Annotated in this window: 20 protein-coding genes; 8 read left to right on the forward strand and 12 right to left on the reverse strand. The window is 70.8% G+C overall.

The window, feature by feature from the left end; translation table 11 throughout:
* Window positions 1-80 precede the first annotated feature (80 nt).
* Together ku and ABT009_RS14495 are read left to right on the forward strand one after the other, a co-directional pair.
* Window positions 81-1,091, forward strand: a complete 1,011-nt coding sequence (gene ku / locus ABT009_RS14490; protein ID WP_351293272.1) for a non-homologous end joining protein Ku — start codon at window positions 81-83, stop codon at window positions 1,089-1,091.
* Window positions 1,092-1,214: 123 nt separating this feature from the next.
* Window positions 1,215-1,541 carry a plasmid stabilization protein gene (locus ABT009_RS14495; RefSeq protein WP_351293275.1) on the forward strand — a complete coding sequence of 109 codons (327 nt, stop codon included), beginning with the start codon at window positions 1,215-1,217 and terminating at the stop codon, window positions 1,539-1,541.
* A 91-nt stretch (window positions 1,542-1,632) separates the two neighbouring features.
* Here the strand turns inward: ABT009_RS14495 and ABT009_RS14500 are convergent, their stop codons facing one another.
* Window positions 1,633-2,364, reverse strand: a complete 732-nt coding sequence (locus ABT009_RS14500) for a LuxR C-terminal-related transcriptional regulator (protein WP_351293278.1) — start codon at window positions 2,362-2,364, stop codon at window positions 1,633-1,635.
* Window positions 2,361-3,647, reverse strand: coding sequence for an ATP-binding protein (locus ABT009_RS14505; RefSeq protein WP_351293281.1), 1,287 nt, complete (start codon window positions 3,645-3,647; stop codon window positions 2,361-2,363). Before ABT009_RS14505 ends, ABT009_RS14500 begins: the two co-directional genes overlap by 4 nt.
* Window positions 3,648-4,004: 357 nt before the next feature.
* On the opposite strand from ABT009_RS14505, the gene ABT009_RS14510 reads away from it, so the two are divergent.
* Window positions 4,005-5,402, forward strand: coding sequence for a PspC domain-containing protein (locus tag ABT009_RS14510; RefSeq protein ID WP_351293284.1), 1,398 nt, complete (start codon window positions 4,005-4,007; stop codon window positions 5,400-5,402).
* On the forward strand, window positions 5,389-5,631 hold the full coding sequence (locus tag ABT009_RS14515) for a hypothetical protein (RefSeq protein ID WP_351293287.1): 243 nt from the start codon (window positions 5,389-5,391) through the stop codon (window positions 5,629-5,631). Before ABT009_RS14510 ends, ABT009_RS14515 begins: the two co-directional genes overlap by 14 nt.
* A gap of 35 nt (window positions 5,632-5,666) precedes the next feature.
* Here ABT009_RS14515 and ABT009_RS14520 read toward each other — a convergent pair whose 3' ends face one another.
* Both ABT009_RS14520 and ABT009_RS14525 read right to left on the reverse strand, forming a co-directional pair.
* Window positions 5,667-6,197: a DoxX family protein gene (locus ABT009_RS14520; protein ID WP_351293290.1), complete on the reverse strand. Its 531-nt coding sequence runs from the start codon at window positions 6,195-6,197 to the stop codon at window positions 5,667-5,669.
* A gap of 222 nt (window positions 6,198-6,419) precedes the next feature.
* Window positions 6,420-7,685 carry a hypothetical protein gene (locus ABT009_RS14525; RefSeq protein ID WP_351293293.1) on the reverse strand — a complete coding sequence of 422 codons (1,266 nt, stop codon included), beginning with the start codon at window positions 7,683-7,685 and terminating at the stop codon, window positions 6,420-6,422.
* A gap of 250 nt (window positions 7,686-7,935) precedes the next feature.
* Here ABT009_RS14525 and ABT009_RS14530 point away from each other — a divergent pair, with 250 nt between their 5' ends.
* A complete protein-coding gene (locus tag ABT009_RS14530; protein WP_351293296.1) occupies window positions 7,936-8,844 on the forward strand; it encodes a DUF4429 domain-containing protein in 909 nt (302 codons plus the stop codon).
* A 54-nt stretch (window positions 8,845-8,898) separates the two neighbouring features.
* Here the strand turns inward: ABT009_RS14530 and ABT009_RS14535 are convergent, their stop codons facing one another.
* A complete protein-coding gene (locus tag ABT009_RS14535) occupies window positions 8,899-9,684 on the reverse strand; it encodes a class II aldolase/adducin family protein (RefSeq protein ID WP_351293299.1) in 786 nt (261 codons plus the stop codon).
* Between the two features lie 248 nt (window positions 9,685-9,932).
* On the opposite strand from ABT009_RS14535, the gene ABT009_RS14540 reads away from it, so the two are divergent.
* A complete protein-coding gene (locus ABT009_RS14540) occupies window positions 9,933-10,415 on the forward strand; it encodes a pyridoxamine 5'-phosphate oxidase family protein (protein WP_351293302.1) in 483 nt (160 codons plus the stop codon).
* A gap of 63 nt (window positions 10,416-10,478) precedes the next feature.
* On the opposite strand, the gene guaA is transcribed toward ABT009_RS14540, so the two are convergent.
* Window positions 10,479-12,059: a glutamine-hydrolyzing GMP synthase gene (gene guaA / locus ABT009_RS14545; RefSeq protein ID WP_351293305.1), complete on the reverse strand. Its 1,581-nt coding sequence runs from the start codon at window positions 12,057-12,059 to the stop codon at window positions 10,479-10,481.
* Between the two features lie 425 nt (window positions 12,060-12,484).
* On the opposite strand from guaA, the gene ABT009_RS14550 reads away from it, so the two are divergent.
* Window positions 12,485-12,772 carry a chorismate mutase gene (locus ABT009_RS14550; RefSeq protein WP_351293308.1) on the forward strand — a complete coding sequence of 96 codons (288 nt, stop codon included), beginning with the start codon at window positions 12,485-12,487 and terminating at the stop codon, window positions 12,770-12,772.
* A gap of 347 nt (window positions 12,773-13,119) precedes the next feature.
* Here ABT009_RS14550 and ABT009_RS14555 read toward each other — a convergent pair whose 3' ends face one another.
* A complete protein-coding gene (locus ABT009_RS14555; protein WP_351293310.1) occupies window positions 13,120-13,845 on the reverse strand; it encodes a hypothetical protein in 726 nt (241 codons plus the stop codon).
* A 466-nt stretch (window positions 13,846-14,311) separates the two neighbouring features.
* Between ABT009_RS14555 and ABT009_RS14560 the strand changes: the two genes are divergently transcribed.
* Window positions 14,312-15,367, forward strand: coding sequence for an LAETG motif-containing sortase-dependent surface protein (locus tag ABT009_RS14560; protein WP_351293313.1), 1,056 nt, complete (start codon window positions 14,312-14,314; stop codon window positions 15,365-15,367).
* A gap of 119 nt (window positions 15,368-15,486) precedes the next feature.
* On the opposite strand, the gene ABT009_RS14565 is transcribed toward ABT009_RS14560, so the two are convergent.
* The 5 genes from ABT009_RS14565 to ABT009_RS14585 all read right to left on the reverse strand — a co-directional run bounded on the left by ABT009_RS14565 (window position 15,487) and on the right by ABT009_RS14585 (window position 24,576).
* Complete coding sequence (locus tag ABT009_RS14565) at window positions 15,487-17,310, reverse strand: GMC family oxidoreductase N-terminal domain-containing protein (protein WP_351293316.1); 1,824 nt, start codon at window positions 17,308-17,310, stop codon at window positions 15,487-15,489.
* A 48-nt stretch (window positions 17,311-17,358) separates the two neighbouring features.
* Window positions 17,359-19,008, reverse strand: a complete 1,650-nt coding sequence (locus tag ABT009_RS14570; protein WP_351293319.1) for a succinic semialdehyde dehydrogenase — start codon at window positions 19,006-19,008, stop codon at window positions 17,359-17,361.
* A gap of 130 nt (window positions 19,009-19,138) precedes the next feature.
* Window positions 19,139-21,025 carry a serine/threonine-protein kinase gene (locus ABT009_RS14575; RefSeq protein WP_351293322.1) on the reverse strand — a complete coding sequence of 629 codons (1,887 nt, stop codon included), beginning with the start codon at window positions 21,023-21,025 and terminating at the stop codon, window positions 19,139-19,141.
* A 4-nt stretch (window positions 21,026-21,029) separates the two neighbouring features.
* Complete coding sequence (locus ABT009_RS14580) at window positions 21,030-22,784, reverse strand: serine/threonine-protein kinase (protein ID WP_351293325.1); 1,755 nt, start codon at window positions 22,782-22,784, stop codon at window positions 21,030-21,032.
* A 100-nt stretch (window positions 22,785-22,884) separates the two neighbouring features.
* A complete protein-coding gene (locus tag ABT009_RS14585) occupies window positions 22,885-24,576 on the reverse strand; it encodes a serine/threonine-protein kinase (RefSeq protein ID WP_351293328.1) in 1,692 nt (563 codons plus the stop codon).
* Window positions 24,577-24,587: the final 11 nt, after the last annotated feature.

Consider the following 24,587-nt stretch of genomic DNA (forward strand, 5'->3'; position numbering starts at 1 on the left):
CGCCGCTTCCCCTGACGGAACGCGGAATCCGGGACGCGGAACCCGGAATGCGGAACCCCGGAAAGCGGAGGTGATCCGCGATGGCGCGACCGATCTGGTCGGGCGTCCTCAGCTTCGGCCTGGTGACGGTCCCCGTGTCGCTGTACACGGCCATCGAGGACCACACCACGCACTTCCGCCAGCTGCAGCGCGGCACCTCCGTCCGGGTCCGCAACAAGCGCGTCAATGAGCGCACGGGCAAGGAGGTGCGCTTCGAGGACATCGTCAAGGGCTACCCCCCCCCCGGCGACGAGGAGGAGGACGGGGAGTACGTCGTCGTCGAGCGCGAGGAGCTCGACCGGATCGCCCCCGGAAAGTCCCAGCTGGTGGAGATCAGCGGCTTCGTGGACCTGAACGACGTGGAGCCGGTGTATTTCGACAGGACGTACTACCTGGGGCCGCGCGGCAAGGAGTACGCGAAGGTCTACCAGCTGCTGCGCACCGCTCTTGAGAGATCCAACCGCGCCGGGATCGCCACGTTCGTGATGCGCAGCAAGCAGTATCTGACGGCCGTGCGCGCCCAGCCCGAGGTCCTCGTCCTGCAGACCATGCACTGGGCCGACGAAATACGCGCCCCGCACCAGGCGGTGCCCGGTCTGCCGGAAAGCGTGGACCTGTCCGACAAGGAAGTGGACCTGGCGCTCCGCCTCATCGACGGTCTTTCGGTCGACTGGAACCCGGAGGAATACCGGGACACGTACGAGGAAAAGGTCGCGGAACTCGTCGAGGCCAAGCGCCAGGGCGAGGAGATCGCCGTCGCGGAGGAGCCGCCCGAGGCAACGAATGTCGTCGATCTGATGCAGGCCCTTCAGGCCAGCATCGACCGGGCGGGGGAGAAATCCGGCGGTAAGCGGCACAAGAAGGCAGCCCGCGGCAGTCCGCCGGGCGCCCGGACACCGAAGCCGGAACCGGGCCCGGAACTGAAGAAAATGAAGAAGGAAGAGCTTTACGAGCGAGCCACGGAAATCGGAGTTCCGGGCCGGTCCCGGATGACCCGCGAAGAGCTCATAGACGCCTTGAGCAAGGCCACGCGCCGGAAGAAGGCCGCCTGAGCCGACTCTGGCCGATCGACCTGAATCGAGCCGAATCGAGCTGCGCAAGCGGTGCGGTGAGAAACACACAAGCCAAGCAGAGAACACCCGAGCCAAGCACAGAGAAACAGCCAGGTGGCGATCATGCCAAGAGGATCCAGCCCGAAACGAGAGCGTCAGTACGAGCACATCAAGGAGAGTGCCGAACAGCGCGGAGAGAGCACGAAGCGGGCCAAGGAGATCGCCGCCCGCACGGTGAACAAGGAACGTGCGCAGGCTGGCGAGTCCCGCACCGCAAGCCGTAGTTCGATCCAGGACAAGCCCGCGCCGAAGCGCGGCGGCGAGCGGTCCCACTCCGGCTCCCAGGGACCGACGTACGACCAGCTGTACGCGGAGGCGAAGCGCCGGAACATCGACGGGCGCTCCAGCATGAACAAGGCCGAACTGAAGAGGGCCCTCGGCAGCAGCTGACCACAGGGGGCCGACGGGGCCGGGCGAAAGCGGGTGGCCGGTGGGACCACTGGGCCCCGGCGCTGTCGAACGGCTGGTCGGACCGGCTCGGTCAGACCAGGCGGCGCGCCGTGGCCCAGCGGGTCAGCTCGTGCCGGTTCGAGAGCTGGAGCTTGCGCAGCACCGCCGACACATGCGACTCGACCGTCTTCACTGAGATGAACAGCTGCTTGGCGATCTCCTTGTACGCATAACCGCGGGCGATGAGCCGCAGCACCTCGCGCTCGCGCTGGGTGAGACGGTCCAGGTCCTCGTCGACCGGCGGAGCGTCGGTGGACGCGAACGCGTCGAGGACGAACCCGGCCAGACGCGGCGAGAAGACCGCGTCTCCCTCTTGCACGCGGAAGATCGAATCGACCAGGTCGCTGCCCGTGATGGTCTTGGTGACATAGCCGCGCGCGCCGCCGCGGATGACGCCGATGACGTCCTCGGCGGCGTCCGAGACGGACAGTGCCAGGAAGCGGACGGGCCGCTCGGCGTCGGCCATCAACGCGGCGCACCGCCGCAGCACCTCCACGCCTCCGCCGCCGGGCAGATGCACGTCGAGCAGCACCACCTCCGGGCGCGTCGCGGTGATGACCGCGACCGCCTGGTCGACGTCGGCGGCCTCGCCGACCACCTCGACCCCGGTCTCCGCGGTCTGGCCGATCTCCGCCTGGACTCCCGTGCGGAACATACGGTGGTCGTCGACCAGGACGACCCGTACGCGACGCCCCGCCGCGCCCTCGGAACGCTCCGCAGGACTCGTCCCGGTCGGCTCGTTCGCCCCCGCCACGTCGCTCATGACGTCCTCTCCGCCCTCTCCATGGTCAGTTCGACCTCCGTGCCACCGTCCGGTACGGCACGCAGCCGCGCCGTACCGCCGTTGCGCTGCATTCGGCCGATGATCGATTCTCGTACGCCCATCCGGTCCTCGGGCACGGAATCCAGGTCGAAACCGGGCCCACGGTCCCGGACCGACACGAAGACGGTCCGGTCCTCGACCTCGGCATAGACCTGCACCGCGCCGCCCTCGCCACCGTACTTGGCGGCGTTCACCATCGCTTCCCGCGCGGCCTGCATCTGTGCGCCCAGTTTCTCGTCGAGCGGGCAGTCGCCGACGACCACGACCTCGATGGGAACGCCGTGCTTGTCCTCGACCTCGGCGGCACTGCGCCGCACGGCCTCGGCGAGCGTGTCCGGCTCCTCGGCCTCGTCCTTGCCGGTGCCCTCCGGCTTGTACAGCCAGGCACGCAGGTCGCGCTCCTGCGCACGGGCCAGGCGCCGCACCTCGCCGGGGTTCTCGGCGTTGCGCTGAATCAGCGTCAGCGTGTGCAGGACCGAGTCGTGCACATGTGCGGCGACCTCCGCCCGCTCCTGCGCGCGGATACGCATCAGGCGCTCCTCGGACAGGTCCTGGGTCATGCGTACGAGATAGGGACCGGCGAGCAGGGCTATGCCGACGAGGACGGCGAGCGCCGCCTGGAGTACGGAGCCGAGGTTCTCGGCCGAGCCCTGCAGCACGAAGATGCCGGTGACGCCGGTGCCGACGAGCAGCACGCCCGCCGCCGAGCGCACCAGGGTCAGGGTGCGGCGGCGTCGGCCGACCTCCATCCAGCGGGCCCGCCGCGCGTTGTCCGCCTGGCGCCAGACCAGGGCGACGCCGGCGCCGACGAGCAGGGTCGGCCACAGGTACGCGGTGGCGGGGCCGCCCAGGTCGACGGTGCTGAGGAAGACCATGGCCACGACGACCATGGCGAGCAGTGCGACGATCTGGCCCTTGTCCGGTTTGCGGGCCACGAGCCTGCGGCGGCCGTCGGGGGCCGTCTCCGTGGTGACCGCCGGGGGGCGCTCGGCGTCGACGCCGCCTACGCCGAGCGGGACGAAGAACCAGAAGGCCGCGTACAGCAGGGCGCCGAAGCCGTGCGCCATGAACAGCCCGACGAAGACGAGCCGCACCCAGCCGACGGGCAGACCGAGGTGCCCGGCGAGGCCCCTCGCCACTCCGCCGAGCCAGCGGCCGTCGCTGCTGCGGTAGAGCTTGCGGAGGGGGCGCGGGGCGGCGGTGGGGGCGGCGGCTTCCGGCATGCCACCGATGGTCACATGCCTTGCGGCGCGGGACATCAGGGTTGGACCCGGAGACTTCCCGGAGCCCCGTCCGGGCCCGGCCCACCCGCCGCATCTGCGCCTGCCCTTCGACTGGGCACAGGTCCCACGCGAGGCGCCCGCCGTCGTGGGTTGTGCCCACCCTCCCCCAGCGACCGCTGGGAGGTGCCCCCGGCCCAGCGGAACGATTTCCCACAACGGCCCGGGCCCACCCACCCGCAGGTGGCGAACCAGCCGCCCACCGGCCGGAGGCCCGGGACGACCTCAGGGCTCAATATCAGGGTTCGTCCAGGGTCGGACCCGCTGCCGTCGGGCGGCATCGGCCGTCACCATGGACGTATGACGGATCAGCAGCGCGCCGCCGAAGGCGCAGTCGGCGCCCCGGGCGGTAGTCCGTCCGACGCCGCCCGGGACCCCGCCGAGCCGGCGCCCCCCGAGTCGGCGCCCCCGTCGAAGTTCCGCCGGGACCGCCGGCACAAGATGCTGGGCGGGGTCTGCTCCGGCCTCGGCCGCCAGTGCGACATGGACCCGGTGATCTTCCGGATCGGTCTCGCCGTCCTCGCCGTCACCGGCGGCCTGGGCCTCCTCTTCTACGGCTTCGCCTGGCTGTTCGTACCCTTCGACGACGAAGAGGAGAACGAGGCGCGCAGGCTGCTGTCGGGCCGCGTCGACGGCCCGGCTCTGACGGCCGTGCTCTGCGCGCTCGTCGGCTGCGGCCTGTTCCTGTCGATGCTGAACAACGGCGGGGTCCTCACCTTCGCCGCGGTGCTGGCGCTGCTCCTCGCCGGTGCCGGCTACTGGTCGGCGCAGCGCGGCACCGCGGAAGCCGACCCGCTCGCCGCGCAGGCGGTGGCGGACGCCCCGCCGGAAGCCCAAGCGCCCCCCGTCACCGGCCCCATACCGTCCTGGTGGCGCGATCCGATCGTCAAGGACGGCACACACGTCGGCGGCACGGGCTACCTGTGGGGCCCTCCGGAGCTGCAGGGCTCCGCCTCCGCGCCCAGCACCTCCCGGCGGATCCACCCGGCCGGCACGTACACAACAGCACCGACGACCGCGGCACGCCCGCCCCAGTCGGGCGAGCGCGGTCACGGCTCGCACGGCCCGCGCTGGATCGGCGGCTGGGTGTTCCTGCTGGCACTCGCCGCGGCGGCTCTCGGCACCGGCCTGACCTGGGACGACCACACCCTCGCCACCAGCCTCCAGACCGGTCTCGCGGCTGCGCTGACCGTGTTCGCGCTGGGCATCGCGATCAGCGCCTTCGCCGGCCGTACGGGGGTCGGGTCGATCCTGCTCGCGGTCATCACGGCGGGACTCCTGGCGATGTCGGCGGCTCTGCCGAAGGACATCACCACGCACTGGGCGCGCACGGAGTGGGCACCCGCCACGGTCGCGAAGGTCCAGCCGGCGTACCAGCTGGGCACGGGCGTCGGCACGCTCGACCTCAGCCGTGTGGACATCGGCGAGGGCGAGACGCTGACCACGCGCGCCGAGGTAGGCATGGGCCGTATCGAGGTCGTCGTCCCGCCGGACGCGACGGTGAGACTGCACGTAGAAGTGGGCATCGGCGACATCCAGCTGCCGGGCGAGGACCAGCGGGACGTGGACGTCGCCCCGGGCAAGGAGAAGAACGTGACGCTGGAACCTCCGGCGGGCAGCGGCAAGGACGGCGGGACCGTCGACCTGCGGCTGGAAGTGGGCGTCGGACAGGCGGAGGTGGTCCGTGCCGCGTCATGAGTTCCAGCCGGGGAAGCTGGTCGCGGGCGCGTTCCTGCTGGCCGCGGGGGTCGCCTACCTCGGAGACGCCCGCGGGGCCTGGGAGACACCGTGGTACGCGATCATCCCGATCGTGGCGGGCGGCCTGTTCCTCGCCGCGGTCACCACGGGGACGACCTACGCGGTACGCCGCAGCCGGCGAACCGCCACCGGCAGGCGGCCTTCGGACCGCCCGCCTCCGGCACCCTGAGCGGCCCGGCCCCTCGCGTGTACCCGTCTCCCCGCCTACGCGTACTGGCCCGCCCGCCCGCGCCGCGCCCTGATGACGGCATCCACCGACAGCACCGACGCGCCCGCAAGGACCAGCGGCAGCCAGGCCATCAGATACGCCAGGTCGTTGCCGTAGTAGAAGGGCTCGGTCGCCCAGCTCACCGTCAGCCAGAGGCTCAGGGAGATCAGGGCACCGCCGAGCGCGGCGAGCCGGGTCAGGAAGCCGAACAGGGTGCCGATGCCGACGGCCAGTTCACCGAGGGCGATGGCGTACCCGAAGCCGACCGGGTTCTTCAGCGCCAGGTCGACGAGCGAGGGGATCGCGGAGACGTCGCGCACTCCGCGCATCATCTCGCCGATCGAGCCCGTCCCCGTCGCGGACATGAAGGCGCTGTCCGTGAACTTGTCGATGCCCGCATAGATGAAGGTGAACCCGAGGAAGATCCGCAACGGGACCAGCGCAAAGCGGGTCGCGGTGTCCCGCCAGTCGCTGCGGTCTCCATTGACATAACTGATGTGACTGTCCGTCCGCATACCGTGCACCATCGCCCTGAGCCGCCTCTCATGCCCTGTCTCTTCAGCATTCAACAGACTTAACACGTACGCCACGAAGGCGCGGTTCACCAGGCATATGACGTATTCGTCGGCAGACCCAACAATTGCGCGGCATCTTCCAGCGATTCGGCGGTATGTCCCCAACTATTCGGCGGAATCACCGCACCCGTACGGCGCGCCGCACCCGGACCGACCCGGCCCGCACTCCCCGCCTCAGTCCACCACGTCAATCACACACGGGTTCGTCTCGACGCCCGCCGCCGTGATCACCTGGACCTCGACGCGGCCGGGCTCGACATCGACGGGCACCGGCACCGTCAGCACGGCGTCCGTGGGGTTGGTGAAGCCGCCGGGCACCGGGACGAGCGGCACATGGGCGTGCACTGTGCCGATCCGGACGACCATGCGGGCCAGCCGGTCCGCGGTGCCCGCGCCGGGCGGGACGAAACCGGCGCCGCGGATCTCGATGTCGTCGCCCGTACGGATGGGTGCGTCCAGGTCGCCGGCCTCCCGGGCGCGTACGACCGAGAGGATCACCGGCCGGCCGCCCTCCGCGTACTTGCCGGCGAGATACGTCGCGGCCGACACGAGCACGAGCAGCGCGAGGCCCCACGGCAGATCGGGCAGTTGCTCGGGGCGGCGCGCGAGCCGTACCGCCGCGAAGATCACGGCGACCGCGCTGACCAGGACGTACTGCGTGTCGGCGAAGCTGCCGCGGCCCGCGTCGTCGGTGAGCAGGTCGGCGGCCCGGGGCCGGTCGGCGCGCACCTTCTGCAGCCGCTGGCCGAGTACGCGCAGCGCCACGACCCGGCGTACGAGGACGGCGACGACGCACACCACGGCGACGACGGTCACCACCCCGGCGCCGCGGGCGAGTTCGAGCCCGGCGATCAGCTCGTCGCGCTCCCGACGGCCCGAGGCGGCCGCGAGTTCGCCCGCGAGCACGAGCACGGCGAAGACGACGAACAGCACCCAGGATGCCGCCACGGCCCGCGATGTCGACAGCCGGTTGTCCTCGCCGATCACCGGCGCGAGCACCCCGCCGCGCGCCCGGTGCGCATAACCCGCGCCGCTCAGCAGGGCGGCCGCTACGAGCGCCGCGAGCAGCCCGGCCGTCCGGGCAGCCGTCCATCCGGCGCCGATCGCCGTGAGCGCCTGCACCAGAAGCAGTACGGCGACGGCGACCCAGACGACGACGAGGGTGCGCCGCCACAGCCGGGCCAGCCATGCCCCGCCCTCGGCGCGGCTGCGTTCGGCGACGAGGTCCGCGGACTGCGTCAGCTCGTCCGACACCCACTGCCGTGAGGCGCCGGCCGAGTGTGCGACGGCCGCGGGCAGGCCCTGCCCGGCCGCCAGCTCGTCGCGCTTCGCGAGGAACGCCGCCACGGCACGACGGTGTCCTTCGCGCGCGCCGTGCGGGCAGTCGCCGCACGCGCAGCCGCCCTCGTGGGAGCCCTGTCTCGCCTCCTGCACCGCCACGACCGCCGCCGCCTTCCCGCGCCGCTTCCTGAAATCCCGAAAGTTCCGAACATCCCGTGCATCTGGCAGATCCCGAAGATCTCGTAGATCCCGTTATCGGTTTTTGCTCCCGTTATGGGATTCTTGTCCGTCAAATCTGCCTGCAGTGTCAGGGAATTGTGCCGCACCGCAACCGTCGCCGTTCCCGCGGGTCAGGTCAGGACGGGTGATTGCGGAACTGCTGTGTTGACCCGACTGCGAGAATTTCGGTATGGCCGAGATCATCCAGCGCGACGGGGCATGGGCGTTCGACGGCGCCACCGTCCGGATCACACCCGGCCTCCACCGCTCCGTATCGCTGTTCCGCCAGACGTACGGGGAGGTGGCGGTGCCGTTGGAAGCCGTGGCCGGCGTCGCCTTCGAGCCGGAACGCAAGCGCGGGCGCCTGCGCATCCGACTGCGCGAGGGCGCCGACCCGCTGCTCCAGGCCACGGGCGGCCGGATGCCCGACGCCGCCGACCCCTACCGGCTGATCGTCGACGCGGACCGCTCGGGCGTCGCCGAGTACGTCGCTGAGGAGATCCGCCAGGCCCTGCTGCTTGAGCAGATACCGAAGGACCCCACGTCGTCGTATCTGCTGATGGGCCCGCCGGTGCCGGTGTCGGTGCGGTCCAGCGACGGAACGGTCTCGTTCGACGGCACACAGGTCCGTATCGACTGGAGCGACGGCTCGGACCGGGTGAAGCGGGCGACGGGGCCGCGCATCATGGAGCTCGGCGATCTCGTCTCGGTCGAGTGGCTGCCCAACTCCGGGTACGAGGACGGTTTCCTCCGGTTCGTCACCAGGGAGACGGTCCTCTCCAAACTGCCGCCGGAGAAGGACCCGTACGCCGTGGACCTGTGGGGCAACGCTCGCCGGGACCTGCTGACGGCCCTGGTCGCGACCGCGGTCACGGCCCGGCTGCCGCACCCCTCCACCCGCACCGGCGAGAACGCCGTCCGGTCCCTGCCACGCCCGGCGGTCCCCCGTGACGACGCGCCGCCGCCCGCGCAGACCGGCCCCGTGGACCACGACGTCCTGCTGCGCCGCCTGCGCGAACTGGGCGCACTGCATCGCGAAGGCGTCCTGACCGACGAGGAGTTCGCGGCCACGAAGCGGGCGGTGCTGCGCGGGTTCTGAGCCACTTCTCACGGCTACGACGAGGGCGCGCGCGTCTGCGCCGGCGGCCCGCTCCTACGACAAAAGATCGGGTTCCGTGCTGCTGACGGCACGCCACAGCGGCTGGTAGTTGATCCACGCCACCAGATCGCCGCCGAGCTGTTCGCGGGTCGCCACCGCCTGCTTGTGGTCGATCAGCGTCGGCCGGCCCGCGGCCCTGGCGCTCAGCTGGACCTGGCAGGAACGCTCCATCGAGATGAACCACCAGGCCGCCGCGTCGACCGAGTCGCCGACCGTCACCAGCCCGTGGTTCCGCAGGATCACCGCCTTGCGCGGCCCGAGCGCCGACGCGATCCGGCGCCCCTCCTCCGCGTCCACGGCGACGCCCGTGTAGTCGTCGTAGAGGGCGTGATCCTCGTAGAAGGCACACGACTCCTGGGTGATGGGGTCGAGAAGTTCGCGCAGCGTCGACAGCGCGCGCCCGTACACCGAGTGGCAGTGCGCGACGGCGACCACGTCGGGGCGGGCGGCGTGTACCTGCGCGTGGACGGTGAACGCCGCCTGGTTGACGTGGTGGCGGCCCTCGACGACCTGCCCCTCCGCGTTGGCCAGGACGAGATCACCGGTGGTGACGTGCTGGAACGGCACCCCGAAGGGGTTCACCCAGAAGCAGTCCGTGTACTCGGGGTCCCGCGCGGTGATGTGTCCGGACACCCCGTCCTCGTATCCGAGCCGCCCGAACACGCGCAGGGCCCCGGCGAGCCGTTCCTTGCGGTAATGCCGTTCGTCGGCGACCGAGTCGTGCACCGGCGGCATCGCGAACTGCAGCTGATCGGTCGGTATGGGCACGGGCGCGTGCATGGGTGAAGTCCTCCGGCCGTCGGTGTGCGGAACTGGTCGTACGGGGCCCCGGCTCTGGGGGTACCTCCCAGGCCCTTAAGGCACTGGGGGAGAAGTCGAGAGCTTGGGGGAGGAAGTTACCGCCGGTCAGTGCAGGAGAACAGGGCAGGGATGTGAAGAGACCGGTGAGGAAACCGACGGCGACACGGCACGGAAAGACGCGCGTTAAGACGACAGAGGATGTCGGGTTTCCGCGCCAGACTCCCCGTATGACGTCGCAGTCGAACAACTGGGCAGCCTTCTCCGCAGCCGAACCCGAACTCGCCAGGACCGTCGAAGACCGCTTCGGAAAGTTCACGCATCACGTCCTTGCGACCCTCCGCAAGGACGGCTCACCCCGCACCACCGGGCTCGAAGTGCAGTTTGTGCGCGGCGAGCTGTGGTTCGGCATGATGCCGGGTTCCCTCAAGGGGCTCGATCTCCGGCGCGATCCGCGCTTCGCGCTCCAGGCGAACCCCGGCTCCGGCACCGACATGGCTGGCGGTGACGTCCGGATCTCCGGCCGCGCGATCGAGGTCGAGGACCCGGAGACCCGGGCGCTCTATGCGGGCGAGGTCAAGCCGCCCGAGCCGTTCCAGCTCTTCCGCGCCGAGGTGACGGAGGTGGTGCGGACGTCCGTCGAGGACGACAAGTACCTGGTCGTGGAGGTGTGGAAGCCGGGCGAGGCGGTACGCACGGTCAAACGGACCTGAGGCACGCACGCGAACGGCGCCGCCCACAGATGTGGACGGCGCCGTTTCACGTGTGCAGGGAGATCACTCCCACTCGATCGTCCCCGGCGGCTTGCTCGTCACGTCGAGCACGACGCGGTTGACGTCCTTGACCTCGTTGGTGATCCGGGTGGAGATCCTGCCCAGCACGTCGTACGGCAGGCGCGACCAGTCGGCCGTCATCGCGTCCTCGGACGAGACGGGCCGCAGCACGATCGGGTGGCCGTACGTCCGGCCGTCGCCCTGGACGCCGACGCTGCGGACGTCCGCGAGCAGCACGACCGGGCACTGCCAGATGTCGCGGTCGAGGCCCGCCGCGGTGAGCTCCTCGCGGGCGATGGCGTCGGCCTCGCGCAGCAGGTCCAAGCGCTCCTTGGTGACCTCGCCGACGATACGGATGCCGAGGCCGGGACCCGGGAACGGCTGACGCTGGACGATCTCGTCCGGCAGGCCCAGCTCGGCGCCGACCATCCGGACCTCGTCCTTGAACAGCTTGCGCAGCGGCTCGACGAGCTTGAACTCGAGGTCCTCGGGCAGGCCGCCCACGTTGTGGTGGGACTTGATGTTCGCGGTGCCGGTGCCGCCGCCGGACTCGACGACGTCCGGGTAGAGGGTGCCCTGCACCAGGAACTCGACCGGCTGGTCGTCGGGGGCCTCGGCGATGATCTCGGCCTGGGCCTGCTCGAAGACCCGGATGAACTCGCGGCCGATGATCTTCCGCTTCTCCTCGGGGTCCGAGACGCCCTTGAGTGCGCTGAGGAACCGCTCCTCCGCGTCGACGACCTTGAGCTGGACGCCCGTGGCCGCGACGAAGTCCTTCTCGACCTGCTCGGTCTCGTCCTTGCGCATCAGGCCGTGGTCGACGTACACGCAGGTCAGCTGCGAGCCGATGGCCTTCTGCACGAGCGCGGCCGCGACCGCGGAGTCGACGCCGCCGGACAGGCCGCAGATCGCTCGCCTGTTGCCGACCTGGGCGCGGATCGCCTCGACCTGCTCCTCGATGACGTTGCCGGTGGTCCACGACGGCTTCAGGCCGGCGCCTCGGTAGAGGAAGTGCTCGAGGACCTGCTGGCCGTGCGTGGAGTGCATCACCTCGGGGTGGTACTGCACGCCGTAAAGCTTCTTGTCGTCGTTCTCGAAGGCCGCGACCGGCACGACGTCCGTGGACGCGGTGACCGTGAAGCCCTCGGGCGCGGCGGAGCAGGCGTCACCGTGCGACATCCACACGGCCTGCTCGGCCGGGGTGCCCTCGAAGAGGGTCGAGCCGGGGCGGGAGACGGCGAGCGGCGTACGGCCGTACTCACGGGCGCCCGTGTTGTCGACCACGCCACCGAGCGTGGTCGCCATCAGCTGGAAGCCGTAGCACATGCCGAAGACGGGGACTCCGGCCTCGAACAGTGCGCGGTCGACCGTCGGCGCGCCCTCCTCGTACACCGACGAGGGGCCGCCGGAGAGGATGATCGCCGCGGGGTTCTTGGCGAGCATCTCCTCGACCGGCGTGGTGCTCGGCACGATCTCGCTGTAGACCCGGGCCTCACGGACGCGGCGGGCGATGAGCTGGGCGTACTGCGCACCGAAGTCGACGACCAGGACGGTGTCGGGGGCGGCGGGGGACGCTGATGGCACGGCGGCGGCCTTCCGGCGTTGAGCAGGCGGATCTGCGTGAGCAGAGGGGTCTGGCATCAGCCCGGTCTGCGCCTGGCAGGGGGTCTGATATGTCGATTCTACCGGGGTGCGCATACCGCCCTTGGCCGTGCACAGGCCCCGCCCCTCCCCCGGCACCTTGCCTCGGCCTTCGTCTCACCATCCGAACCCGCTTGGACGCTGCCCGCGGTGGGGGCCATACTGATCGCATGCGCAAGCACCAGACCTTCGTCTTTACCTATGGCAACCGGCCCGCCGGATGCCATGGTCGTGCTGCTTGAGCAACTGACAAGCGACTTCCCAGGCGCCCCGGGCCGACAAGGCCCGGGGCGCTCTGTCGTTACGGGCCCTGCCGCTCCGGGGCACCACCCCGACCAGGGGCACCGCCCCGACAAGGAGCAACCGAGATGACCACCACCTCCGCAGAGAAGACCGGCGCCCGCACCGAGGAGGCCGCCGGCCTGATCACCGGCGCCCGCGAGCGCATCGACGCGCTCGACGACAGGATCATCGGCCTGGTCCAAGAACGGATGGCCGTCTCGGCCGTGATCCAGGACGCACGGATCGCATCCGGCGGACGCCGTGTGAACCTCTCCCGCGAGATGGAGGTGCTCGGCCGCTACAGGGACGCGCTGGGCAAGCCCGGCACGTCGCTGGCGATGACGCTGCTGGAGCTGTGCCGGGGCCGTGTCTGACGTGCTACGACGCACGTGGCGCCCGCAGGTGTGCTCGTGCCGACGGCCGGTACGAGCACAGGCGTACAGCCGCGCACACGTTCGCATCCCCTCTCACCCGTACGGCGCGTGACCCGGGTTTCGCGGGCTTCGTTGGTCCGGGTGTCCGTGCCAGCCAGGGGCGGCTTGTTGGAGAACCACGCGTGGCTCCGCTGGAGCGATGAGGCGTACGGATCATGCTGTGCGTCGTGGGACCTCGCTCCAGAGATGTGACCGGACGGCAGGGGACAGCAGCCCGGTCAACAAAGGGCCGGTCGGCTCCGGGGACGCCCGGGGCCGACCGGTCTCTCGTTTTTGGGAAGCGGTGCTCAGCCGCTGACCTTCTCCAGCTTGGCCACCTGGGCCTCGACGACCTCCGCCGGAACCTCGGTCTTCTTGCCGTCGAGCATGTTCATGGCGTAGAAGGCAGCGACGGTCGAGCCGCTGCGGACGACCGTGAAGGCCATCGGCACGGTGTCGCCGTCTATGTCTCCCGTGACCTTGTACGAGACGGCCTCGTCGCCGGCGTCGGGGGCGTCCAGCGCCTGCACGCCGCTGTACTTGTAGTCGGCGTGCTCGTAGCCGGTGCACTTCTCGGTGGCGGTGCGCAGCCCCGCCATGACCTTCTCGGCGTCGGCCTGCTCGTGCGCGAGGAGCGCGAGGGAGGTGACCGTGGCGTCGAGTTCGTTGACGTGGGTCAGAGTGCGGCCGGTGCGGGCCTGCGACTTCGGCTGGGTGGTGAACATGAACATGTCCGCGAGCGGCTGGCACTCGGCCGGGTCGGCGGGCACGATCTCGGACGGCATGTCCGCGGCGGACATCTTCTCGATCTTGTAGCCCTTGAGGTCGGCGCCGGCGACGACGGCCTTCTCCAGCTGCGCGGCGGTCAGCGCCTTGGCCCCGGCCTCCGCGGCCGCGGACTCCTTACCCTGAGAGGTCTCCTTCGGCGACGCCTTGGCGCCACCCTCGCCGCCGCTGCCGCCGCACGCGGCGGTCAGTCCCAGAGCGGCCACCACGGACGCGGCCACGAGGGCCCGCTGCGCAGCTGACTTCACGTCTTGTTCTCCACCTTCATGTTCCACGGCCCGAAAGGCCGTCCGGACGGAAACCCGAATCCGTCCGCGGAAGCGCCATCCAAGCCCCCAACAAGTCCGTTTTGCCAGCGATTTACATAACGATCCAAGATCGCGGAAATGGTTGTACGGACTGGATCACGACCGCACAACGACCTGACAGGCGGTTCACAGCGGACGCGGGCGGACTCGCGCCCGCCACCCACCACCCGCTCTCAGGTACGGGTGACCGTTGGCAGGCAACCGGGGCTGTGGGACTTGAAGAAGACCCACGAGGAGGCGTGATGCAGGCCACATAAGAATTCCCTGAGAACGGGCACAACCATTCGCAGGCACCACGGGTCACATGTTCGGAACCAACGGCCACATCCGCGTCCCCCCATGAGGCGGAGGCCTCCTCAACTTCGTACTGCGGTGTCGCAGTACGCCGGAATTCACTGAGGTCTTCATGAAGCTTCGCCGTGCCATGGCCGCTGCGGCCGCGACGGCTGTCATAGCCCCGATTGCACTGCTTTCGGCGCCGGCCGCGTTCGCGGACGACACCTCCACGACCACGACGTCGGAGAGCAGCTCGCCGGCGGCGGAGGAGAGCAGCCCCGCCGCCACCGAGAGCACCCCCGCGGCGGAGGAGAGCACCCCTGCCGCCACCGAGAGCACCCCCGCGGCGGAGGAGAGCACCCCCGCTGCCACCGAGAGCACCCCCGCGGCGGCCGAAAGCACCCCGGCCGCCGGCGAGAGCAGCGCGTCCTCCTCGCCGAGCGAGTCCGCGTCCCCGAGCGCCGAGCCGTCCGAGTGGCCCGAGGAGTGCCCGGTCGACGAGGACGGTGTCGACGTCGACTCCCAGCTGGACCTGAGCGTCTCCGGTCTGCCCGGCAAGATCGTCGCGGGCAGCGGCTGGCACAACTTCACGTTGACCGCCTCCAACAAGAGCGACAAGGCTCTGGGTACCGTCCAGTGGCTCGCGGCCGTGGACAACTACTCGGACAGCGACAACGAGAAGGACTGGCTGAGCACCTACGCCCAGCTCGAGTACTTCAACCCCGCGACCAAGGCCTGGGAGTCGATCGCCGACGAGGTCGGCAACGGCTGGTACTTCGGCGAGACGTCGCTGGGTGCCAAGGAGGTCGTCGCCATCAAGCTGCGCGTCAACATCAGCTCGAAGGCGCCTGCCGGCGACGGCTTCACCATCGGCCTCGGCGGCTACGTGGACGAAGAGAAGAACTGCACGCACAGCTCGTTCGCGTTCTACGAGTTCACCGTCCTCCCGTCCGGCAGCAGCAACGACAACCCGGGCGAGGCCGGGCCGGGCAAGGGCGACAAGCCGGCCGGCGGCAAGGAGCCGCAGGGCGGCGCCGACGAGATCCCGGCCACGGGCAACCTCGCCGAGACCGGTTCCTCCTCGATGCTGCCGACCATCGGCCTCATCGGCGGAGTCGCGGTCGTCGGCGGTGCCGGTGCGATCTTCGTCGTCCGCCGTCGTAAGAGCGAGGGCGCTGCCGCGTAAGGCACAGGCCTAGCTCCACATACGGAAAAGGACCCGCGCTCGGAGGGGAGCGCGGGTCCTTTTCGCATGGCGGGTCCCTCTCGGGCGGCGCGGCCACTGCCCCTGGGGGCGGGCGGCGGCTACGACCGCTTCGGGGGCACCGCCGGCATCCCCAGGAACGGCAGCTTCAGCGCGCCGAACGCGTCCGCCGGGACGACCGGGGCCTTCGGCGCGACGGGCGCGAGCCGCTCGTACGCGGCGCCCTGGGCTGGACGCTGGTCCTCCTCGCCCTTGTTCGGCCAGAAGGACATGGCCCGTTCGGCCTGCGTGGTGATCGTCAGGGACGGGTTGACGCCCAGGTTCGCCGAGACGGCGGCGCCGTCGACGACCGAGATGCCCGAGTGGCCGTAGACCCGGTGGTAGGGGTCGATCACACCGGTCTCGGGCGAGTCCCCGATCGGGCAGCCGCCCAGGAAGTGGGCCGTCAGCGGGGTGCCCATCAGCTCGCCGATGTTGGAGCCGGCGAAGCCGTTGATCTCCTCGGCGAGGAGGGTCGCGGCCTGCGTGGCCTCAGGGATCTGCTGCGGGTTCGGGGCGCCGTGGCCCTGGCGGGCGGTGAGCAGTCCCTTGCCGATGCCGTTCGGCTTGCGGTACGTGGTCAGGGAGTTGTCGAGCGACTGCATGACCAGGCCGATGATGGTCCGCTCCGACCAGCGCCGGTTGGACAGCTGGCGCACGGCGAGCCATGGGTGGCAGACCAGGTTCGCCAGCCAGGCGCGCACGCGAGCACCCGGCCGGTACGGCACCTGCAGGGTCGTCAGGCTGCCCATCGCGTTCGAGCCCTTGCCGTAGCGGACCGGCTCGATGTGCGTGTTCGCGTCCGGGTGGATCGACGACGTGATCGCCACGCCCTTGGTGAAGTCGGCCTTTGCGGCGCCGTGCTTCCTGCGGTAGCGGCGGTTGTCCGTCATCGCGCCCACCAGCGCCTCGGAGTTGGTGCGGGTCAGGGTGCCGAGCCTGTCGGAGAGGTACGGCAGCTGACCGCCGTCCTTCATGCGGTGCAGGAGCGTCTGCGTGCCGTACGTACCGGCCGCGATGACGACGCGGCGGGCCCGGTACGTCCGTCGCTCGCCCTTGCGCTTGTCGTCCGTGGGCAGTGTGGCGACGGCGAAGCCGCCCTGCGAGTCCTCGGTGACCGTGACGACCGTCGTCATAGGGTGCACGACCGCCCCGGCCTTCTCGGCGAGGTGGAGGTAGTTCTCGTTGAGGGTGTTCTTCGCGCCGTGGCGGCAGCCCGTCATGCACTCGCCGCACTCGGTGCAGGCGTTGCGGGACGGGCCGGCCCCGCCGAAATACGGGTCTGCGACCTCCCGGCCTGGTTCGGCCCTGACCGCCTCCGAACCGTCGGCGTCCTTGCCGTCGCCGAAGAAGACACCGACCGGTGCCATGTGGAAGGTGTCGCCGACGCCCATGGCCTCCGCGGTCGCCTTCAGATGGACGTCCGACGGCGTCATCGTCGGGTTGAGCCGCACTCCGAGCATCCGCTCGGCCTGGTCGTAGTACGGCTTCAGCTCGTCCTGCCAGTCCGTGATGTCCTTCCACTGCGGGTCGTTGAAGAACGCGGCCGGCGGTACGTAGAGGGTGTTGGCGTAGTTCAGCGAGCCGCCGCCGACGCCCGCGCCCGCCAGCACCATCACGTTGCCCAGCAGATGGATGCGCTGGATGCCGTAGAGGCCGAGCGCCGGCGCCCACAGATAGTTCTTCAGGTCCCAGGAGTTGCGCGGCAGGCTCTCGCGCGTGAAACGGCGGCCCGCCTCCAGGACGCCGACCCGGTACCCCTTCTCGGTCAGCCGCAGCGCGGACACCGAGCCGCCGAAGCCGGAACCTACGACGATGACGTCGTAGTCGTACGGGTCGTCGTGGCCCTCGTCGCCCCGGATCTGGGCAGACTCCTCCTGTGACACTGGCTCTCCTCGTTGAGACCTGCTGAGACTGTTGAGATCGGGCGCTCTCTAGCGCAGGCGCAGTGCCTTCATCACCTTCAGGCTCCGGCTCATGAACGCCGCGTACTTCTCGTCGTCCATGCCGAACGCGGGGGCCATCGGCATGATCCGCTGATGGGCGACGGTCTGCGCCTCCGTGTACTTGAGGATGCCCTCGGAGCCGTGGCGGCGGCCGAGGCCGGAGTCCTTCATGCCGCCCATCGGCGACTGGACGCTGCCGTACGCCGACGCGTACCCCTCGTTGACGTTGACCGTCCCGCTGCGCAGGCGTGCCGCGACCTGCCGTCCGCGGCGGCCGTCCTTCGTCCAGACCGACGCGTTGAGGCCGTACGGCGTGGAGTTGGCGAGCTCTACGGCCTCGTCCTCGTCCTTGAAGCGGTAGATGGAGACGACCGGGCCGAAGGTCTCCTCGGTGCAGACCGCCATGGGGGCCTCGACGCCGTCGAGGATGGTCGGCTCGAAGAAGTACGGGCCGATGTCCGGGCGGGCCACGCCACCGGCCACCACCTTGGCGCCCTTCGCGACGGCCTCGTCGACGTGCCGGGTCACGGTCTCCAACTGCCTGGGACCGACCAGCGAGCCCATGTCCGCGCCGTACGCGAGGGACGTACCGAGCCGCATCGCCTTCGTCCGCGCCGCGAAGCGCTCCACGAACGCGTCCGCGACCGACTCGTGGACGTACAGCCGCTCGATGGAGATGCACAGCTGGCCCGCGGACGAGAAGCACGCGCGCACCGCGCCCGCCGCGGCCTTCTCGATGTCGGCGTCCTGGAGCACCAGCATGGCGTTCTTGCCGCCGAGTTCGAGGGACACGCCGATCAGGCGGTCGGCGGCGCCCCGGGCGACCTCTCGGCCGGTGCGCGTGGAGCCGGTGAACGAGACGTAGTCGGCGTGCTTGACGACCTCGGGGCCGACGACCGGTCCTTCGCCGAGCACCACCTGGAAGACCTCGGCGGGCAGCCCGGCCTCGATCAGCAGGTCACGCGCCCACAGGGCCGTCAGGGCGGTCTCCGTGTCGGGCTTCATGACGACCGCGTTGCCCGAGACGAAGGCGGGCAGGGCGTCGCCGACGGACAGTTCGAGGGGGTAGTTCCAGGGCGCGATCTGGCCGACGACGCCGCGCGGGTGGCGGTGCTCGGCGACCTTGGTGAAGGTCGGTACGGCTCCGGTGTGCCCCTTGGGGCGCAGATAGGAGGGGGCCTTGCGGCCGTAGTGACGGGCGGCCACGGCCACGGCCTGCACCTCTTCGTGCGCGTGCAGCCGGGCCTTGCCGGTCTCCAGCTGGATGAGGTCGAGCACCTCGGCCTGGCGGGCGAGTACGAGGTCGTGGAAGCGGAGCAGCACGGCGGCCCGCTGCCGTACGGGCGTCGCGGCCCACACCGGCTGGGCGGCGCGGGCCCGCGCGAAGGCCTCCTCGACGTCGTCGGGCGTGGACTCGGGCAGGTCCGCCAGCTTCTCGCCGGTGAACGGCGTGTGGTTGGCCGTCCGGCCGGAGCCCACGACGCCTCGGGTGAGCTGGGCGACCAGCTCGGGCGTGACCACGTCGGCCGCCGTGCGCGCACCCGCCGGGCTGGGGGCGAGGGGGTTCGTACCGACCGTGGCGCCGGTCTTGTCCGGGGTGGCCCCCGGCGTGGGGGCGGTGGCCTGCGAGTCCGTCATGGGCGTGAGCGTAGGGGTACGGCAAGCTTTTGGGTACCCGTCGGTAATGGCTTTCACGGACTGCGCACAAGGAGCCAGCGATTGCTGGCAGCACATACTCTGAGCGGCGGTTACCCGGGGTTACCGCGGCCTAATCCGACTTCCCCATGGCCGCCCCCACCTTGAGGCGCTCGCGCGCACCCTTGAAGACCGCCATACCTTCGCGCTCGGCCTTGGTCCCCTTGCGCATGTCCGCCCGCAGCTCGTAGAACTCGCCGTCGTCCGTGATGATCACCAGCTGTACACAGCGGAGCGGGTACGGGTCGCTTTCGTCGCCCGCCTCGTAGGTGGTGTCCGCGAGCGCCGCCTGGTAGCCGTTGAAGGACGTCCTCGCGTACTGCGTCCTGGCGTCGGCGTCGTACCCCTTCCACGTCGCGGCCGCCTGGTGGGCCCAGGTCATGGCGTCGTCGGGAGCTGTGTCCTCCACCGTGAGCCGGATCTCCACGGCATCGTTCGCATAGACGACCAGCCGGGCGGCGATGCGCTGGTGGTCGCTGTCGCTGTCCTCGCGCGCGAACTCCGTCAGGTCCTCGGGCAGGGACAACTCGGCGTTGATCTTCTTCTCGCGGTGGCTGATCCACTTGACCGCCGGGGATGCGGAGGCCGAGGCCGATGGCGAGCGGGTGGCCGAGGCCGACGGGGAAGCCTGGGCGCCTCTGCCCTCGGCCCCGCCATCCCCCAACGGCAGCCCGAACCACACGGCGCCGCCGAGCAGCAGTGCACCGGCAAGGGTGACGGCGATGAGGCGGGCTCTGGACCGGGCGCGGCTGGTCGATACGCCGACGGGTGCGGTCGGAGGTTCTTCGCCGGGGCGGCCGGAAGCGTGCGAGGCCCCCTCGTCGTGATCGGCGAGCGAGGCCCCGTCGTCGTGATCGGTGACGGGGACACCGTCCGCTGTCCCTTCGTCCTGATCGGCAGCCGAGGCACCATCCGTTGTCCCCTCGTCCCGATCGGTGGCGGAGGCACCGTCCGCCGCCCCTCCACCCGCGGCCACCGAGGCCACACCCGCGAGCCGCACGGTCCCCGCGTCGTCCCCGAACTCCAGGAGCAGCGAGGCGTCCTGAGGCTCCGGCACGTGTCGCCCGGAGCCCGAACCGTCGGACGCGCCCTCGCCCAAGCCCGGCCCGTCCCATACCGCGGCCTCGGGCCATCGCCCCTGCGCCAGCCCCTGCAGCGCCTTCGCGACCTCCTCCGCCCCCGGCCGCAGCGCCGGATCCTTCGCCAGCAGCCGTACGATCAGCGGGCCCAGCGGCCCGGCCTGTTTCGGCTCGGGCGGCTCGATGGACAGGATCGCGGCGAGCGTGGACTCGAGCGTCGTACGCCGGAAGGGAGACCAGCCCTCCACCGCCGCGTACAGCAGAACTCCCAGCGACCACAGGTCGGAAGCCGGTCCCCCGGCGCCGGGCCCCGACATCCGCTCGGGTGCGATGAATTCCAGGGAGCCGATGAACTCGCCGCTGACCGTGAGGGATTCCTCGCCCTGGACGTGCGCGATGCCGAAGTCGGTGAGGACGACGCGGCCGTGCGGGCCGAGCAGCACGTTCGCGGGCTTCACGTCGCGATGCACGATCCCCTTGGCGTGCGCGGCCGCCAGCGCGCCGACGACCGCGAGGCCGATGCGCGCCGACTCCGCCGGAGACAGGGCGCCCCGCCCCAGCACCTCGTGCAGCGACTCGCCTCGGATCAACTCCATGACGATCCAGGGGAGCCCGTCCTCGGTCACCACGTCGTGGATGGCGACCGCGCCCGGGTGCTCCACCAGCGCGGCGGCCCGCGCCTCGCGCTGCAGCCGCGCGTAGCTCCGCCGGTGCGCCGGATCCCGCGGATCGCCGGGCAGCCGCGGTTCCTTGACGGCGACCTCCCGTCCCACACGCTCGTCGACCGCGCGCCATACGGTGCCCATGCCGCCCGATCCGATGCGCTCGACCAGTCGATAGCGGCCGCCGACGAGCCGGGCCTCCTCCTCCGTGTCACCCATGCGGTCAGAGCTTCTCGAACTTCAGGTTCTCGATGGCCGCCTTCGCGACCTCCCGGCCCCGCTCCGTGAAGTCGCCCTTGCCCGGGTAGTCGATCCACAGCTTGTACAGGTCACCGGACTCGGTCATGTAGTAGAAGACCTTGGCCTCGCGCGGACGGGGCGTGGCCGAGTCGGTCTGGTCGTCGACGTAGGTGACGGTGTTCTCTGCCGCCTTACGCTCCTCGTGCGAGGTCTCCTTGGTGCTCCCCTTGGGCGCGGGCTTGTCCGCCATGAAGGAGAAGTCGCTGTCCTCGGTGTCCTCCATGGAGTCCATGTCGTCGTACGCCTCGGAGATCGCGGAGCCGGCGATCTCGTCGAGGGTGTCCTCGGACTTCTTGTAGAGGGTGAGAGCGACGGAGAGCGAGTAGCTGGGGTCGGTGTAGGTGACCCAGTGCTCCTTGTCGTTGGTGCCGTCCGGCACGGACCTGACGTAGTCCGCCGGCACGGCCAGCGTCGCACCCAGCGCCTTCTCCTTGGGGGTCTTCCAGCCGTCCGGCTGCGATCCCGCGAACGGGTTCGCGATCACGAGATACGCCGTCACGGCCGCGGCCACGACCGCGGCCCCCACGCCCAGCCAGGCCTTGCGGCCGAGTCGGATGCTTCTGCCTCCCGGACCGCCGCCGATCTGGACTACCTGCGTCGGCTGGGGCTGGGGCGGCTGCGCCGCCTGCTCCAGCAGGTGGCGGATCCGGGCGGCAGCGGGCCGGTGCGCGGGGTCCTTCTGGAGCAGCCCGTTGATCGCCTCGGCCAGCGGGCCCTGCGCGGACGCGGGCGCAGCGGGCGTGGCGTTGAGGACCGCCTGCAGCGTCGAGGGCGTGTTGTTGCGGCGGAACGGCGACACGCCCTCCGTCGCCGCGTACAGGACGACACCCAGCGACCATAGGTCGGAGGCCGGTCCCGGGCGCTGGCCCAGGACCCGCTCGGGGGCGATGAACTCGGGCGAGCCGACGAAGTTGCCGGTGTCCGTGAGGCTGGTCTCGCCCTCGATCTGGGCGATGCCGAAGTCGGTGAGGACGACCTTTCCGTACCGCCCGAGCATGACGTTGTCGGGCTTGACGTCGCGGTGCAGGATGCCCGCCTGGTGGGCCGCTTCCAGTGCGCCCAGGACCTCGAGGCCGATACGGGCGGCCTCGAGGGCACCCAGAGTGCCCTCCTTCAGCGCGTCGCCCAGCGACCGGCCCTGCACGAACTCCATGACGATCCACGGCCGTCCGTCCTCGACGGCCACGTCGTGCACGGTGACGACCGCCGGGTGATCGAGCCGGGCCGCGGCGCGCGCCTCGCGACGCATGCGCTCGAAGGCGTTGACGCGCTCCCGCTCGGGCAGGTGCTCGGGAACCCGGGGCTCCTTGACGGCCACCTCGCGGTCGACGGTCTCGTCCTTCGCCCGCCATACGGTGCCCATGCCGCCGTGGCCGAGCTTGGACAGCAGCCGGTAGCGGCCGGCTATCAGGCGGCCGGCGCCCGGGTCCTGCTGCGCCTGCGGGTGCTGGGGGTGCTGCGGCCGAGGGGGCTGCTGCTGGTGGGGCACCTGCTGCGGCTGCTGTTCGGCCGCGGCCTGGGTGGGCGCGGCGTACGGCGCCGCGGGCGGCTGCTCGGCGTACGGGTTGGGCTGCCCGTACCGGGGGTGCTGGGGGTGGGGGACGTTCTGCGGGCCCTGCTGCGGTGGCTGCAGCCCGTAGCTCGTCGGCTCGTTCGGCTGTCCCCCTTGGTTCATCATGGTCACATCCTGGCGAAGTGGAACCGCGGAGACCACCTGGGGCGGGGTTCGGATGCAGCACCGTGACAAACCCGGCTCGCCCGGCAGGGTCCGTCCCTGATCAGCCCCCGCCGGATCCTCCCGTCGCCCGCACGACGAACGAGTCGACCGCGGTGTCGAAATACCGTTTCGCCTGGTCGGAGCGGCCGACCGGCGCCGAGACCCACACGTCGTACATCCGGCCGCCCTCCTCCCAGCACAGGTCGTACGTGTGGCGGGCGCCCTCCGCCTCGGTGAAGCCGTCCCAGGTGAACTGCCAGAGGGCCGCGGGCCGTCCGTTGTGCGCGGTGGCGATGACCTCGCCGTCCCGGTAACCGGGGTTGTTCTCGGGGCCGTCGGCGTCGGAGCGGCGCATCACCTCGAGCGGGCCGCCCTCCTCCGGGTCGGCCACCTTGATGCCGATGCGGAAGGTGCCGCCCGGCGACATGTAGAAGACGCGCGACCCCTGCGGCTTGCGCGTGAAGCCGTCCGGCACGGCGAGCGAGAAGCCCTTCGGGTCCTTGGCGATGCGATAACCGGCCGGTGCCGCGGGCACCGGAGTCGCCGTCGTGGTCTCCGTCTGCTGCCGGGTCACGGTCACCGTCGGGGTGGGTCTGTCCGGGGAACCGGTGGGCGACGGCACCGAGGTGCCGGGCGCCCCCTCCCCCTCGCCGTCCCGGCCCAGGAGCAGCGTGGCCGAGACCCCGGCCCCGGCCACGACCAGGACCAGCACCGCGGCGGCCAGAATCGTACGGGCCGAGCGCCTCGGCCTCGCAGGCCCAACACCTGGCTCAGAACCATGCGGTGGACGCAGCCCAGGCACCTGAGAGCCCTGCCCGTGCATATGCGGCACGTGCGGAAGCGACACATGAGGGCGCGGCATGTGGTGGCGGGGCACATCGCGCTGCGTGGGGACGCGGTCGGTCGGCAGCATGGGGGTGCGGCCGGTCTCGACGTAGGCCCGCAGCATGCGTTCCGCCTCCGCCGCGGTCAGCCGCCGGTCGGGATCGCGCTCCAGCAGCCCGACGACGACCGGCTGCAGCGGAGCGGCCGCGTCCGGGAGCCGGATCTCGTCCATGACGACGGCGTGCAGGACACCGCCCAAGGAGTCGCGGTGGAAAGGGGATTCACCACTGAGCACCGTGCACAGCAGCGCTCCGAGCGACCACAGGTCGGATTCGGGGCCGGTTCGGTCGCCCGACATCCGCTCGGGCGACGTGTACTCGGGCGAGCCGACGAACGACCCGGTCTCGGTGAGCGTCGTCGCCCCCGTGACCTGCGCGATTCCGAAGTCCGTGAGCACGACGCGGCCGGTGCCCACCTCCATGAGGACGTTGGCCGGTTTGAGGTCGCGGTGCAGCACACCCGCCTGGTGCGCCTTCTGCAGAGCGGCCAGCAGCGCGAGGCCGATACGGGCTGCCTCGCCGGCGTCCACCGGTCCGTTCCGGGCGATCCGCTCCGCGAGCGAGCCGCCGTCGATCAACTCCATCACCATGTACGGGCGTTCGTCGTCTTCGACGACATCGTGCACGACGACCACGTTCGGATGGCTGAGCTGAGCGACCGCCCGCGCCTCGCGCAGCGTTCGCTCCCGCTGCAGCCGGGCCCCCTCCGGGGAGAGCGTCTCGTCGAGAGCGAGCTCCTTGACGGCCACCTGACGGCCGAGAAGCTGGTCGGTGGCGCGCCAGACGACGCCCATTCCGCCCCGTCCAAGGCGCGCCTGGAGCCGGTAGCGGCCGGCGATGACGCGGACGTTGTCCCCCTCGGTCCCCATGCGGCCCATCA

The organism is Streptomyces sp. NPDC002896, from assembly GCF_040295225.1.
Taxonomy (GTDB): Bacteria; Actinomycetota; Actinomycetes; order Streptomycetales; family Streptomycetaceae; genus Streptomyces.

Excerpts from the sequence above, each read along its gene's own strand:
- ku (WP_351293272.1), top strand. The coding sequence starts at position 81 with ATGGCGCGACCGATCTGGTCGGGCGTCCTCAGCTTCGGCCTGGTGACG.
- ABT009_RS14495 (WP_351293275.1), top strand. The coding sequence starts at position 1,215 with ATGCCAAGAGGATCCAGCCCGAAACGAGAGCGTCAGTACGAGCACATC.
- ABT009_RS14500 (WP_351293278.1), bottom strand. The coding sequence starts at position 2,364 with ATGAGCGACGTGGCGGGGGCGAACGAGCCGACCGGGACGAGTCCTGCG.
- ABT009_RS14505 (WP_351293281.1), bottom strand. The coding sequence starts at position 3,647 with ATGCCGGAAGCCGCCGCCCCCACCGCCGCCCCGCGCCCCCTCCGCAAG.
- ABT009_RS14510 (WP_351293284.1), top strand. The coding sequence starts at position 4,005 with ATGACGGATCAGCAGCGCGCCGCCGAAGGCGCAGTCGGCGCCCCGGGC.
- ABT009_RS14520 (WP_351293290.1), bottom strand. The coding sequence starts at position 6,197 with ATGGTGCACGGTATGCGGACGGACAGTCACATCAGTTATGTCAATGGA.
- ABT009_RS14530 (WP_351293296.1), top strand. The coding sequence starts at position 7,936 with ATGGCCGAGATCATCCAGCGCGACGGGGCATGGGCGTTCGACGGCGCC.
- ABT009_RS14535 (WP_351293299.1), bottom strand. The coding sequence starts at position 9,684 with ATGCACGCGCCCGTGCCCATACCGACCGATCAGCTGCAGTTCGCGATG.
- ABT009_RS14540 (WP_351293302.1), top strand. The coding sequence starts at position 9,933 with ATGACGTCGCAGTCGAACAACTGGGCAGCCTTCTCCGCAGCCGAACCC.
- ABT009_RS14550 (WP_351293308.1), top strand. The coding sequence starts at position 12,485 with ATGACCACCACCTCCGCAGAGAAGACCGGCGCCCGCACCGAGGAGGCC.
- ABT009_RS14560 (WP_351293313.1), top strand. The coding sequence starts at position 14,312 with ATGAAGCTTCGCCGTGCCATGGCCGCTGCGGCCGCGACGGCTGTCATA.
- ABT009_RS14570 (WP_351293319.1), bottom strand. The coding sequence starts at position 19,008 with ATGACGGACTCGCAGGCCACCGCCCCCACGCCGGGGGCCACCCCGGAC.
- ABT009_RS14575 (WP_351293322.1), bottom strand. The coding sequence starts at position 21,025 with ATGGGTGACACGGAGGAGGAGGCCCGGCTCGTCGGCGGCCGCTATCGA.
- ABT009_RS14580 (WP_351293325.1), bottom strand. The coding sequence starts at position 22,784 with ATGATGAACCAAGGGGGACAGCCGAACGAGCCGACGAGCTACGGGCTG.
- ABT009_RS14585 (WP_351293328.1), bottom strand. The coding sequence starts at position 24,576 with ATGGGGACCGAGGGGGACAACGTCCGCGTCATCGCCGGCCGCTACCGG.